This window comes from Ferroacidibacillus organovorans (assembly GCF_001642725.1).
Lineage (GTDB): Bacteria > Bacillota > Bacilli > Alicyclobacillales > SLC66 > Ferroacidibacillus > Ferroacidibacillus organovorans.
Window position 1 is genome coordinate 1 of the sequence record NZ_LSUQ01000066.1, and the last position, 13,243, is coordinate 13,243.

The window sequence follows — 13,243 nt, forward strand, 5'->3', positions numbered from 1 at the left end:
CGGTAGGTCTGTCGCCAACCCCCGTTCGGGACTTGCACCCTATAGATTCCGCCCATGCCGGGCGTACATAGAAAAGTACGCAGCAAAGGAAATCCTTTGCTGCGTACTTTTTAGTACTGAAGTAAATCTTAGTAGGTCAATGTTACAGTAGGTACGGTGATCGTAGTGTTTTGATAAACCGATCCTGTAACATTACCAGTTATCGTAGCAGAATTCGCTACATCAACCAATGTTGCAGTTGCTGAAGAAGTGCCGCCAGCGATTGTGATTGATGCACTTTGCGAAGCTACACCGTTCACAATAAACTCAAGGCCTGCAGGCGCAACTACGTTCACAACATAACCTGCAGATGGGGCTACAACAGGGTTACCACCTACATCAGTCAGCGTATACGTGACTGGATAAGAATCACCAATGGTCAATGCTGTCGCAGAAGATACACCCGAGAGAACAACCTGCTTCGCAACATTAGAAGGCTCAATGTTAATACTTGCAGCGCCACGAGCACCAGTGCTGTTGTCAACAATACTTACTGTTGTCAGTCCAGCCATCTGTGCTGTCATGCTATTCAAGTATCCACTCACTGCAGCCAAAGTACCTGTAATTGTGGTAACATCTGTCGTTGAATTATTCGAAACAGATACTCCACTTGGCACAGTAGCCCCTAAAAGCAATCCGGAAGCATGATTGATAGTAACCGTTACATTGTCTGTCCCGTTCACAAGTACAGGATTATTGTTAATATCAAACCCTGTATCAGCCAATGGAGTTACTGGGTTGCCACTAGCCAACGTAGCAAATTCAAGTGTATCACCAGCATTGGCGTAAACAGTGTTGTTGCTGTACGTTGTTGTAGAGGATGGCGAAACATCCTTTAACAAGAATTGGTACGAAGCAGCCGGATAATCCTGTACAGAGACAGATGTACTTGCATTAGCAAATCCAGTACCTTCTGCAGTAATTGTCCAAGTAGCACCATTGTAATCTTGTGCCGCAAATGGAATTACGATCTGCCCACTTGCATTAGTTGTTACCGTCGCACTCATAGAAGTAGGTGCATACGGTTGGCCATCCAAAGATGCAGATCCAAGCTTACCTTGAGCGTAAACTGTAAGAGTTACTCCGCTCGCAACCGGATTACCGTACTGATCTGTCACGGCAATTGTCAAGTTAGTAGACAATGCATTTGGACGAAGCACATTTGTAGCTGGCGTGACCGAGAGTCTCTCTGATAATGGAGATGACGCATTTGCCAACTCTGTCACAGTCACAGGATTCGATGCTCCCAATGCATTGGTCGTTTCACCGTCAGAAACAGTTACGGTATACGTTCCTGCATCTGCAGATGTACTCGAATCCCAAACTGCAAAGCTTGTTGTATTTACAGGAAGAACATAAACACCTGAGGTGTTAGCCGATACAGCTGTGCCAACCACTGCACCAGCTGCATTTGTTGGTTGCACATAAACGTTCGTTACAACTGTTCCAGCGCTGTTTTTAACAACAACATTTGGAATAACTGTCGTTTGTGGATTAATAGCAGTAATTCCATTTGCATCAAGCTGGCTAATGGTGTAATCAATCTGATTTGCCGCTCCACCTTGAACAAAAGTTCCAGATGATGCACTCAAAGACAATTTTGTTGGGTTACCAGCAATTGCAGCAGTAATATTAGTCGTACCAGTCTTCAATCCTGTACCGGAAACTGCTACAACATAGGTGCCAGTTTTACCCTGTACGCCATCAACAACAAACGTGGCGGTACCACCATAATAAGATGTTACCGTTTCCGTAGTCAGACCATTGGAGAATACCCCGCCACCAGAAACGGAGGCATTGAGGTTGTACGTTCCACCGATCATCGGGTTACCTGTTTGGTCTTCTACAGTTACCGTAACAGCGTCTGTGCCAGTATTGTTATTCACAGGCAATGTGCTTGTTGCTGCAGACACCACGATTGATGTAGGTGTTTGCGGTACTGCAGTCAACGTCAAAGGCGAGTATGAAATCGTAGACGACTCACTTGATCCATTAGCCGCTGTCAATCCCGAAAGCGAAACTGTGGATGTGTATCCCGGGATATTTTCAGACTGTACATAGAACGTCGCTACACCGCTTGTAAATGAAAGCGTTGTTCCACTGAGATCAGCAGCTTGTGAAGTAGCTGTTGTCAATGCTGTCGTTACAGCTGTACCTGTAACGCTCAGTGAAGCCTGACCACTAAAGTTAGTAACAGGAACACCATTACCGTCTACAATGGTTGCTGTTACTTTATTCAGCGAAACGCCATTGGCAACAACACTGGTGCTCGAAGCCGATAACTTCACGCCAGCCGCTTGGCCAAATACATTGACCGTGAACGGTGCAGACTGAACGCCGTCAACCGTTGCAACGATTGTGTACGTGCCAGGCGCAGTTGGAATAAAGCTTGTTGTTGCACCCATTTGCTGACCAAAGAAACCAGTTGTTGCACTGCCCGAAGCAAATGCGTACGTTACCATCGCGCTCGAAGGAAGCGTCACTGTGCTGCTGCCAGCCATGACGTTCACTGAGAGCGTTTCGTTGCTATTCGGTGACATTGCTGTGCCACCGCTGACGGTCACTGTCGCGCCTTGCGGCAAGAGCGTGCCGTTGGTGTAGCTGAGAATGTTCTCAAGGATGATCGCAGCGTCGCCGCGCGTTACCCACTTTTGCGTGGTGGTCGGCGTGTAAGGCGTGCCTTGGAACAAGCCGATGCTGTACGCATAGCTGAGTGGTGTTACGCCTGCTGGCAAGGTTACTTTGCCCGCAACTTCCATCGACTTCACGAAGAAGGAAGCGATGTCGCCGTAGGAAGCTTGGTAGTTCTCGTTGAAGTTGCCGCCTGTGAAGATACCGACCCAGTACGGGTTGATCCAGTTGTTCTCATACGCTGCGCCAACATAGTTGAAATCCCAGTTGCCAGGCGCGATGTCTTTGTAGTATTGCGCGTTCGCACCAGGTTTTACACCGGTGACGCCTTCGACTGCAAGCATGTAGTACGCGAGGAATTGGCCGCGCGAGATGGAATCTGTCGGGCGGAATGTGCCGTCGCTGTAGCCATGCATGATGCCTTTGTTGGAAAGATCAAGGATCGCCGAGTAGCCCGGTGTCGTTGCTGTGACGTCTGTGTAAGAGCTTGTTTGAGCTGCAAATGCGGAAGGTGCGAGCGTTGTACCAATGACAAGCGCTGCTGCCGCAATGCTAGTAAGACGACTGCGTTTCAATCTGGTTCCTCCTCTGTATTGACCACTAAGAATAAAAGCTGAAATGAAGGGAAAGGATAGTTCTGTGTGAACAGAACGCCCTGCGACTGAGTTGTCTCTATCTCCCTGTCACGCCGTTTCTGAGTTCCCGCTTCTCCGTGAGACTGAACGCCAGTACTTCTCCCCGTCCACGCGATCGTCTTTCCGGTCCAAGCGTTTCGCTCAGTCGTATCATCACAGGTAGACATCCCTCCTCTCAGTGCCCGAGCCCGCCGGACACACCTGCACTTTTTTTGCGTTCGTGGGTTAGACGAACGAGATTGCAATATGGTTACATCGATTATACATCGGTTCGTTCACATTCTACAAATCTACCGGAAGACTCGATTGCGTCTTCGCATAACGGAGTATACCTGACAATGTTCTGTGAGGTAAACCACCGAAACTTGGTATTGCATGCAATCTACAGGTTACACAGTGAATCTTAGGCAGTTCGTCTTTCAGACAGCGGTTTCGATTCATCGCTGCGAAAAAGACGGGCACACGTTGCTCGTCTGCCTTAGTGTAGCAAACGAACGTGCTCTTGCCTACCAGTCTTCGAGCAAACTGTTTCGTTTTTGGGTAGATCTTACCACATTCAATTTGTTTTCCATAATTTTTACATATTTTCTTAATCGAATCACAGTTCTATCGTCTTCACCGCGCGATTTCTTCATAGAGTTGCTCCACACTCGAGCGCACGCGCGCTGTCGAGAGGTGCGTCGCAGCGTACGCTTGCCCTTGCGTTGCGATCTGACTGCGCCGCTCGTCGCTTTCTAAGAGCTCGCGAAGTGCAGCGCCAAACCCGTCCGCATCCCCCGGGGCAACACGTATTCCGTGAACGCCTGACTCCGGCACTACCTGGCGAAGTCCACCCACATCCGAAACGACGACCGGAAGCCCCGCAACCATCGCCTCTGCTACGGCGAGCCCAAATCCCTCCATCCGCGACGTCAGCACGAATACGTCCGCACGCGCAAGATACAGATCGACCTGATCGACCGCTCCTGCGAAAAAGATGCGCCCCGGCGCGAGCGAAGCGCCAAGCGCCTCCAACCGTTCACGCTCCTCACCCTCACCGACGAGCAACAGCGTGACGGCTCGGCCGCGCACCTCGGGAAGCGCGCTGACGGCTCGGATCAGCGTTTCGTGATCCTTTACCGCATGCAGCCGCGCGACACACACGATCACCCAAGCGTCTTCAGGCATTCCAAGCGCGGCGATCTCATCCACACGCCCCACCGCCTCACGTGCGCTGTCCCGCGCCTCAGCGAGAGCGACCCCCGGCGCAATCACGCGTATCCGGTCGCGCTCGTACCCGCGTTGGCGAAGCACTTCTGCGAGCGGCTCAGAAACTGCAACGATCCGCATGGACATGCCGCGCGTCATACGCTCCAGACCGCGAAAGAAGACACCTTTTCGCCCCTGATAATCGAGCGCGAGATCGCTGTGGATCGTCGTCACCACATGCGTGCCCGTCCGCTCCCCGACGGCGCGCCCGAGCAGGCTCGCCTTTACTCCGTGTGTGTGCAGGATGAGTTGCTCCCCACCCGCGGCCCGTTCTCGCAGCAGCCCAAACGCGCGTATGAAGGAGGCTTCAACTGTCACCGCAAACCCATCTCCGCGCAGTTTTTCCGCAAATGTCCTGTCGTAGAAGACGAGCGCCTCCGTCGCGATGCCGCTTTCACGCATTCCGATCATCATCTGGCGCACGTACACCTCCGCTCCGCCATACTCGCCCGCACCAATGATCTGAATGACACGATACGGCGCATGAGGGCGCAATTCCTTTGGATTTTGCACGCCGTCCTCTGTCTTGTACAATCAAACCCATCCCCTTCATCTCGCCGAGCTGCATCTCAAAAACCCATTCAAGTGTAGAAAGGAGCGTGATCCTGTGACGGATGAACCTTCTCGCCATGTATCCTATCGCACCGTGAAAGAACCTGTCCACACGGAACTCGTCGAGAAAAAGTCGCGCTTTCTCTGCGACCTCGCGCCACTCACGACCGAAGAGACGGCGGCAGAGATGTTGCGGACGATTCGCAAGCGTGAACCTGACGCGTCCCACCACTGTAGTGCGCTTCGCCTACAAAGTGGAATCGAGCGCAGCCATGACGACGGCGAACCCTCCGGTACCGCCGGACGCCCCATGCTCCACGTGCTTGCGGCGCATCACCTCGTCGACGTGTTTGCCGTCGTCACCCGCTATTTCGGCGGCACGCTGCTCGGCGCAGGCGGGCTTGTCCGAGCTTACTCGGAAGCGGTGTCTGCCGCGATCCGCGAGGCGACCGTGCTCACGTACGCACTCCACCATCAGTACGATGTCCACGTCCCCTATGCGCTGTATGATCGCGTGCGCGCCGCACTCGAAGCGCATGACTGGCGGATCGAGGCAACATTTGCGGAGGATGTCACGCTCACCGTGATTGCGCCTGCCATCGATGTGCCGCTGCTTTCAGCGCTGCTCTCAGCCAACGCGCAGCTTCACATACTGCCCGAACCGCGCGCTCAAACCCTGCTCCCCTTGCTCTGACCTTTCACCATCATGAGCACCACCGCCGCAATCTGTTCCCAGGTCGGCGCAGCATACTCGTATCCGGCGACCACCTCCGCGATGCGCTCCATCATGCGATCAGCCCCTGTTTGCTCCCGCGCACGTTGCAGCGCCAATTCACTCCTGCCCCAATCGACTTGCTCCCGCACGCTCTTTGGTCGCTGCGTTGTCACAAGCGTGTGTCCACCACGCAGGATCACGCGCGCCGTGTCATTTCTCTCATCCACAGCTTCAATCTGGTCGAGCGCCACGTACCCATAGACCGGATCGCCTGTCACGCGCGGCGCTATCAACTTGAAACTGACGAAACAGCCACCGCGAACGACGAGCGGCACATGGTGATAGCCACGCTCAGAGCGGCGCGCCTTTCGGTAGAGTTTCGGGTCAATCCCGTCCTCGCGAAGCAAAAGGCGCAAAAGGTTCATCGGCTTTCGCCTCTCCTCCCGCACACTCCCGTCGCGCAGGATCACGCGTGATGTAAGCCCAGTTCCCGTGTCGTAGGTGGGGCAGATTGCTGAGACGTCGCGCAGTCTGATTTGATTTGACATCCATAAACCCTCATCTCACAGTAGGTGTGTAATTCCCGGATATTTATAAAAACCATACAATTATGAGTTCATGTTTACAATGATGTATAGGATATGGGCATATAGTTTTGTATGATTCACTCCTTTTTATTGCTAATTTCATAAACTTGCCACCTGTACGCTCGCTCGATTTTTGCATACGATTCGTTTGGGCGCCACGTGGATAGGACCGGTCCGGAAAGAGAATACGATGAATTATGATGAACTGAATGCCTATGTACTGCGAGCAAAGCAGGGTGACCGCGACGCGGCAGAGATCCTTTGTGAGGCACTGACCCCGATGATCTTGTCGTCCATGCGCACGTATCGAGCCATTTCACGCCCTGCGGATCGGGATGATTTGGTACAAATCGGCTACGAGGCGTTGCTCGGCGCAATTCGCGACTTTGATGCGGAGCGGGGTGTCTATTTCCTACACTTTTTGAAGGTGCGTCTCTATGCTGCACTGCGCACAGAGACAAGGCGGCGTGCCCGCGCTTCGGAGCGTGATGTGTATGATTCGGCAGATGAGGATGGAATCACGTTTGACTGGCCGGATGTGCAAGCGCGCATACCGTTTGATCACGTGGAATTGCGACAATTATTTGGAAGGCTGTCCCCGCGTGAGCGACAGGCGATGGAGTTTGTGCTCGCGACATCAGGCACGATGCGCGAGTTAGCGGAACAGTCCGGCGTGGGCGTAGAGACCGCCAAAACGTGGCTGAAGCGGGCGCGCAAGAAACTGCAGACTGAAATCCGCTTGGAGAAAGGGGAGTAGACGAACACGGCGCGGGGGTAGGCGAGCGATGCCGACGCCCCTTTCGCCTAACCATCGCGCAGATTGCTAATTCAAACCATTTTGCAATTCTTTCACCTGTTCTTGATCCAAACCCGTCATGGCAACCACGGTATCAACACTCATTCCATTACGCAGCATGTTTCGCGCGATTTCCATTTTGGCTAAGACTTCCCCACGCGCCTCCGCCTCTATTTCAATTTCCTTTACAATATTTCGCATTCTCAAAACCTCCTTAAGAATTTTCGCGTCCGATTCTTCCATCATTTTACCGCTCAACTCAAGAAGAATTGCCGCCATAAAATTTTGTTCATCTTGGTCTGGAATCGACATTGCTAACTCCACCGTTCTCTGCACAATCTGGCGATCCGAGAATCCTGGGTGGCTCATGTGCGGTGCAAACGCTAAATCAAAACGGCTCTCTGGCTGCCAATCGTCATTTTGCAACTGTCGCTCCACGCGTTCCAACACGCGAATCGCGTCACGGGATTTCAAATATACATTTTCTACTTTGTACTGAATCCCACCCGCATCCATAGAATCAGGCGCGGCAACCACATCCTTCACGTAGAACACGACTGTGCGTACACGTTTTCGGTACTGCGCTGATAGGTGTGCATCGTAAAGCAAAAATCGATAGAGATTCGTTTCCTTCGTCGTCTGAAACTCAAAGTGAAGAAGTTCACTGCGATCCGTTTCAAATGCAAGATCCAAAAAGTTCTGCCGAATCTCGACATTGGCAAGTTCCGTAGGATACGCGCGCACGATTTTTTCATCGTGAATCCCCATCCAATCAAGCGCTGCATCGTGAAACGCCCCAACCAAATACTTTAGCAAAATGTCCGATCCATTGCGCGGCATTCAGCACCGTCCTTTATCTATTATACGATCATACGATTCGCGTGAAAAGTCTGCCGCATCCCCATCCAGCTATAAAAAAGCTCACAGTTCCAAAATGCGTCACCCGAATCGATGAACCGTCATTTGAAACCGTGAGCTTATATCGTGCTGTCCTATCCGAAAGGTGATTCATGTCTTCGTTTGAGTTAAGAGCGCATGGCGTACTGTCGTTTCAAACACACCGCCTCCACCCACAAGCCCGCTTCTACAGCGAATTCGCGAGCCCCATCATCTTGTCCGCGATATTGACCGCTTGTGACGCCATGCCAAAGTCGTGCTGTGTCACAACCATCGAGGTCATTTGATCGGTCAGGTTCACATTGGACATCTCAAGCGCGCCGCTTTGCACCTGCCCAATGGCAGACGCAGCCGCGGCACCCGCTGTTATCGGCGTAGCCGTGTACCCCGGATTTAGTCCGTACAGATCGGCGCCCAGACTGTGCAGCGCGCTTCCGGGGTGCGCGACCTCGACAAGCCCCAATTGCCCGAGGCGCACGACAGCCCCAGCCGTACTTTTCGCGGTGACCACGCCTGACGGAGAAACAGAGAGCGTGTTCGTCTGAATCGCGTTTCCGTCAATGACGCGCCCATTCGACAAAAGTAGCGGATTCCCGTTTTGATTTGTAAGAATCATATGACCTGTCCGGCCATCGACGCTCCACTGCATTTGCCCTGCGCGCGTATACGCCGCTTGTCCATTCGCCGCGCGAACCGTGAAGAAACCCCCTCCGCCAATGGCAAAGTCAAGCGGGTTGCCCGTTTGTACGATCGCCCCCTGCGTAAACGAGCGCGTTGGCGTCAATGCGTATACGCCCGTGCCGAGTGAGAGTCCGGGCGGCGATTGACGTCCCGGGACATTGGCGGCGACCGGCGACTGCCCATAAACTTGCGTGAGCGTGTTGGCGAAATTCGTATCGACCGACTGATAACCAACGGTATCGAGGTTTGCAATATTGTTTGAGATCATATCAAGGCGATTCGTCTGCGCTTGCAGTCCGGACGCCGCCGTGCTGAGCAGTCCCACGATGTCTCACCCTTTCGCTCATATAAACTATAGGTTGGGCACACTTCCGACATCCTGTACCGTTTTCGAGAGCGTCTTGTCGATCAACTGAATCATCTTCTGGTTCGCCTCATAGCTGCGATACACGTCGATCATATTCACCATGTTTTGTGTCCCGCTCGCGTTTGACGATTCAAGCGCGCCCGACTTCACCGTTGCGTTAGAACGGTAGAGCGTTGAAGCCGGCGTCAGCACATACTCATTTGCGCCGAGTGGTTGAATCGTTTGGACATCCACGTTGACCGGTGCAAACGTCGCCCCACCCAGCGGTTGCCCGTTCGCGTTCACAACCGTATACGAAGGGTGCCCCGCCTGATCAAGGACTGGCGCGCCTGTCGGAGAAAAAATCGTCGTCCCCTGATACGCTGGGTTCAGTTTAATCCGCGAGCCAAGCAGCACCTGTCCATTCGGTCCCGTACCGAGCAGCGCCTGCCCCGTCGAGCTGATGAGAAATCCGTTGCTGCCGACTGACAACTGTCCATCCCGCGTAAGCGCCAGTCGCGTATTCCCTTGCGCATCGACGTTTAGCACCGGAAAAAACGCGTGGATACCGCCCGTTTGTGACGAGACGATCTGCACCGCCGCCTGCGCGTTTGGCGTATTGACCGCGAGCGGTTGCCCCGTCTTTGACACCACGCGGTACGACTCGTTTCCCTGCGCGTCAACCACAGGACTGCCCGCCGCGCCAAAAAGCGCTGCGCCGTGATACGCAGGATTGACAAGTACGCGCGCCCCCGCAATCGGACTGCCATTCGCGTCAACCGGCAAGATCGGCTGCCCCGCCCCCGTCTCAATCACCCCGCCGCGTCCAACGATAAACTGCGTCGTGCTCACGGGCGCCGGACCCTTCGCAGTCTGCGCGTACACTGTGTCGCCTGTCGCCGCGGGATCAATCAGCGCGAGGTCGAGCGGACGGTTTGTCGTCTGCGTTAGACCCGGCGAGAAGTTTGAAACGGACTCCTGAAAGTAGGCCCCGTTTTGCATCATGCCAAGCGTAACCGCGCCCGCCCCGTTTGAGCCTGACGAGTAGCGCTGTGCCAACTGCTCTGGAAACGACATCAACTGCCCCGACGACTGTTTGAACCCAGGCGTCGAGAGGTTCGCAATGTTGTTCATAATCACCTGTTGCAGGCGCTCATCCGCGAGCATCCCTGAAGCAGCTGAAGAGAGTCCATCCATCGCTTCAATCCCCCATTTCAATCCCGCCCCGACAGGGCGCAAACCGGATTCTACACGCGCACAGGTTTAGCCGCGTCCGCAGTGCTCACACACATCACAAGCCGCGACCGCGCAGATCCCTTAGCGGCGCACGCGTCGTCATCGAGGTGGACGGCTTGCCCCACCTGTCAATATTGTCGAGAAACTCGCCCGTTCCGCGCGCCACGCACGTCATCGGATCATCCGCCACGTACACAGGCACCTGAAGCTCGTCCATCATGAGCTTGTCCATTCCGTGCACCAGCGCGCCGCCTCCCGTCAAGACAATCCCGCGATCAAAAATGTCTGCCGCGAGTTCCGGCGGCGTTTTTTCAAGCACACTCTTGGCGGTCGCAACGATCGACTGCACCGAATCTTCGAGCGCTACGGCAAGCTCCGAGGTGCGAATCATTACGGTTTTTGGGAGCCCCGACACCATATCCCGTCCGCGCACATCAATCTCTTCGTTCCGTCCTGTCGGGAATACAGACACCACTTGAATCTTTATATCTTCCGCAGTGCGCTCGCCAATCAAAAGATTGTGCTGGCGTTTTATATATCGGGCAATCGCCTCGTCGAACTTGTCCCCTGCGATCCGAATAGAAGAGGCGGTGACGACGTCTCCGAGAGACAATACGGCAACATCCGTCGTACCTCCGCCAATATCAACGACCATGCTGCCACTCGGTTTCGTAATATCGATTCCGGCGCCTATCGCAGCGGCCTTTGGTTCTTCAATCAGATACACCTGTTTCGCGCCCGCGGCCTCTGTGGCCTGTCGGACAGCCTTTTGCTCCACCGATGTGATGTTTGCAGGGATACAAACCGCGACGCGGGGGCGAGAGAAAAGTCCTTTCCCGATCGTTTTGGCAATAAAGTGTTTCAACATAATCTCCGTAATCTCAAAATCCGCAATGACCCCTTCACGCAGCGGACGAATCGCCACAATGTTGCCCGGCGTGCGCCCGAGCATCCGGCGCGCTTCTTCGCCGACTGCCACTACGCGCTTTGTATGACTCTCAATCGCGACGACAGAAGGTTCGTTGAGGACAATCCCTTTCCCCTTTACATGAACAAGTACATTCGCAGTTCCTAAATCGACGCCGATATCCCGACCAAACATACTTTCAAATTTCCCTTCATCAACCAAACTAAGCGCAACCGCTTAGGCGACGATGCAAACGTACATCACGCTTTAGTTTCTGTTCTACACTCGACTGCTAAATCCTCTCGCCAGTGAGAGTTTTTTCGTAATTTTCGTCGTCGGCTCATCCTTTCTGTATTTTTCCTTCGTCGCCTCACCCCCCCGCAGGTGGCGAATCGATTTGTGGTACTCAAGAATTTCCTTGACACGATTCGCTAGATCCGGATTGATTTCGGGCAGCCGCTCTGTCAGGTCTTTATGCACGGTGCTCTTGGATACGCCGAATTCACGGGCGATCGTGCGAACCGTATTGCGCGTTTCGACGATGTACTCCCCGATTTTGATCGTGCGCTCCTTAATGTAATCGTGCACACCCTCGCCTCCCCACTGTCGCAAGTCTGCTACAGTATATGAGGGGGTGACTAGCGTATGCCTGATCTCCGTACACGCTGTGCATTATCTCTGAATATCGCCTATTTGCTCGTCCATTCTCCCTCTATCATCCCGATTTAATAGCATAGAAAGGGTCGCCCGACCTTGTTTTGGGGGCGACCTTTTCGTTTCATTTAATTGCTAGAGGCACTCGGCAAACTCTAGCATCTGCGTGTTTCTCTGAATCCAACTGCGGATGCGCGCGACCCGCAACCTTATCAACTTAAACCTGCGTTTTGGGGAGCACTGTAGCCGGGTTCACGTATGCGCCATCCTTTTGAACCTCAAAGAAGAGATGGTTGCCAAGCGACTGTTCCTCAGCGTTAAATCCGCTCGTTCCAATCGCCTGTCCCTGCGCGACATGCTCTCCAACCTTTACCTTCACGGCGCCCAGCGACTGATAGATTGTGCTGAGCCCATTTCCGTCAGAGATTGCCACCGTCTCGCCCATCAGCAGTGAGTCATGCACATCTGTCACCGTACCGCCTGCTGCCGCGACGACAGGGAATGGCTTGCTGCTGTTTGCCACACCAAAGTCGTAGCCCGTCGATCCCGTGTACCCGTTGTCGAAGTAGACGAGTTCTTTTGCGAGACTCGTAGTGGTTACGCCAGGCGCCGTTCGGTCATAGTAACCGCGCTCAATGCTCATTCCACTCAGCGTAGATGGAACAGGCCACCCCCACGTGTTGCTAGAAACCGTTGTCACAGGCGTCGTCGCGCTCGGTTTGACCCCAGCATATTCTCGATGTGTTTGAACATACATAAGGCCAATGATCAAGGCAGCAACCGTTAGGTAGAGTGCCGGGTACACCACACGTTTTGAGCGAAACCAGCCGCGCCGCGTCATGCGCGTTCCTTCGTGTGAATCTTGTTCAGGCGCTGGCGTTTCCGTTGTCTCAGCGCCGATTTGACGATCATCATCATGATTCATCTCAATCACCTCACTCCGCATTCTTGCCAGATTGAGGTAGTCTTAAACGAGGTTGACACACAATTCTATTCTTTTTAGTAAAGAGGCATCTCCTCCTTCTCTTCATCAGCGGTCGTTCCTTCTCCTCCCACCGCGTTCGCTTCCATCTCTGGCGCCGCATAGATCGCATCGGCCGCTTCCGGCAGATAGGTTAGTGTCGCGCCGCGTTTCACCATTTCCCAATAGGAACTCATCAAATTGAGAATCCTTTGCATGGTAACACCTCCATACTCTAGGGTTCCCCAAACAGAAAAAAACTGTCAGGATTTCCCCGACAGTTTCATCTTCTTTTACGGTAAAATCGCGGCACGACACTCCAGCTTCAGTGCGACGAAACCAGCTTCAGGTGCGTATT

The 13,243-nt window shown here is 53.6% G+C and carries 12 protein-coding genes; 2 read left to right on the top strand and 10 right to left on the bottom strand.

What is annotated here, in order from left to right; genetic code table 11:
- Nucleotides 1-128: 128 nt before the first annotated feature.
- Both AYW79_RS13545 and AYW79_RS13555 read right to left on the bottom strand, forming a co-directional pair.
- Entirely contained in the window at nt 129-3,245 is a 3,117-nt protein-coding gene (locus AYW79_RS13545) for an S-layer homology domain-containing protein (RefSeq protein ID WP_067566959.1), read from the bottom strand.
- Between the two features lie 675 nt (nt 3,246-3,920).
- On the bottom strand, nt 3,921-5,087 hold the full coding sequence (locus tag AYW79_RS13555; RefSeq protein ID WP_067566975.1) for a glycosyltransferase family 4 protein: 1,167 nt from the start codon (nt 5,085-5,087) through the stop codon (nt 3,921-3,923).
- A 73-nt stretch (nt 5,088-5,160) separates the two neighbouring features.
- On the opposite strand from AYW79_RS13555, the gene AYW79_RS13560 reads away from it, so the two are divergent.
- Entirely contained in the window at nt 5,161-5,799 is a 639-nt protein-coding gene (locus tag AYW79_RS13560; RefSeq protein ID WP_067953314.1) for an IMPACT family protein, read from the top strand.
- Here the strand turns inward: AYW79_RS13560 and AYW79_RS13565 are convergent.
- Entirely contained in the window at nt 5,775-6,368 is a 594-nt protein-coding gene (locus AYW79_RS13565) for a hypothetical protein (protein WP_067566977.1), read from the bottom strand. The genes AYW79_RS13560 and AYW79_RS13565 overlap by 25 nt on opposite strands.
- Nucleotides 6,369-6,597: 229 nt before the next feature.
- Here AYW79_RS13565 and AYW79_RS13570 point away from each other — a divergent pair, with 229 nt between their 5' ends.
- Nucleotides 6,598-7,164: a sigma-70 family RNA polymerase sigma factor gene (locus AYW79_RS13570; protein ID WP_067566979.1), complete on the top strand. Its 567-nt coding sequence runs from the start codon at nt 6,598-6,600 to the stop codon at nt 7,162-7,164.
- 66 nt (nt 7,165-7,230) lie between these two features.
- Here the strand turns inward: AYW79_RS13570 and AYW79_RS13575 are convergent, their stop codons facing one another.
- The 7 genes from AYW79_RS13575 to AYW79_RS13605 all read right to left on the bottom strand — a co-directional run bounded on the left by AYW79_RS13575 (nt 7,231) and on the right by AYW79_RS13605 (nt 13,103).
- Nucleotides 7,231-8,043 (bottom strand): RpnC/YadD family protein, encoded by an 813-nt coding sequence (locus AYW79_RS13575; RefSeq protein WP_067566980.1) that lies wholly within the window; start codon nt 8,041-8,043, stop codon nt 7,231-7,233.
- A gap of 244 nt (nt 8,044-8,287) precedes the next feature.
- Nucleotides 8,288-9,106 carry a flagellar hook-basal body protein gene (locus AYW79_RS13580; RefSeq protein WP_067566982.1) on the bottom strand — a complete coding sequence of 273 codons (819 nt, stop codon included), beginning with the start codon at nt 9,104-9,106 and terminating at the stop codon, nt 8,288-8,290.
- Nucleotides 9,107-9,133: 27 nt separating this feature from the next.
- Nucleotides 9,134-10,345 (bottom strand): flagellar basal body rod C-terminal domain-containing protein, encoded by a 1,212-nt coding sequence (locus AYW79_RS13585; RefSeq protein ID WP_156481912.1) that lies wholly within the window; start codon nt 10,343-10,345, stop codon nt 9,134-9,136.
- A gap of 73 nt (nt 10,346-10,418) precedes the next feature.
- Nucleotides 10,419-11,465 (bottom strand): rod shape-determining protein, encoded by a 1,047-nt coding sequence (gene mreB / locus AYW79_RS13590; protein ID WP_067566986.1) that lies wholly within the window; start codon nt 11,463-11,465, stop codon nt 10,419-10,421.
- Between the two features lie 84 nt (nt 11,466-11,549).
- The gene (spoIIID, locus tag AYW79_RS13595; RefSeq protein WP_067566988.1) at nt 11,550-11,858 is read right to left on the bottom strand and encodes a sporulation transcriptional regulator SpoIIID; all 309 of its coding nucleotides are present in this window, start codon (nt 11,856-11,858) and stop codon (nt 11,550-11,552) included.
- 283 nt (nt 11,859-12,141) lie between these two features.
- Nucleotides 12,142-12,849 (bottom strand): M23 family metallopeptidase, encoded by a 708-nt coding sequence (locus AYW79_RS13600; protein ID WP_067566990.1) that lies wholly within the window; start codon nt 12,847-12,849, stop codon nt 12,142-12,144.
- A 74-nt stretch (nt 12,850-12,923) separates the two neighbouring features.
- Entirely contained in the window at nt 12,924-13,103 is a 180-nt protein-coding gene (locus AYW79_RS13605; RefSeq protein WP_067566992.1) for a hypothetical protein, read from the bottom strand.
- Nucleotides 13,104-13,243 lie beyond the last annotated feature (140 nt).

Coding starts and splice junctions, on each gene's coding strand:
- AYW79_RS13565 (WP_067566977.1), bottom strand. CDS start 6,368: ATGTCAAATCAAATCAGACTGCGCGACGTCTCAGCAATCTGCCCCACC.
- AYW79_RS13570 (WP_067566979.1), top strand. CDS start 6,598: ATGAATTATGATGAACTGAATGCCTATGTACTGCGAGCAAAGCAGGGT.
- AYW79_RS13600 (WP_067566990.1), bottom strand. CDS start 12,849: ATGAATCATGATGATGATCGTCAAATCGGCGCTGAGACAACGGAAACG.
- AYW79_RS13605 (WP_067566992.1), bottom strand. CDS start 13,103: ATGCAAAGGATTCTCAATTTGATGAGTTCCTATTGGGAAATGGTGAAA.
- mreB (WP_067566986.1), bottom strand. CDS start 11,465: ATGTTTGGTCGGGATATCGGCGTCGATTTAGGAACTGCGAATGTACTT.
- AYW79_RS13575 (WP_067566980.1), bottom strand. CDS start 8,043: ATGCCGCGCAATGGATCGGACATTTTGCTAAAGTATTTGGTTGGGGCG.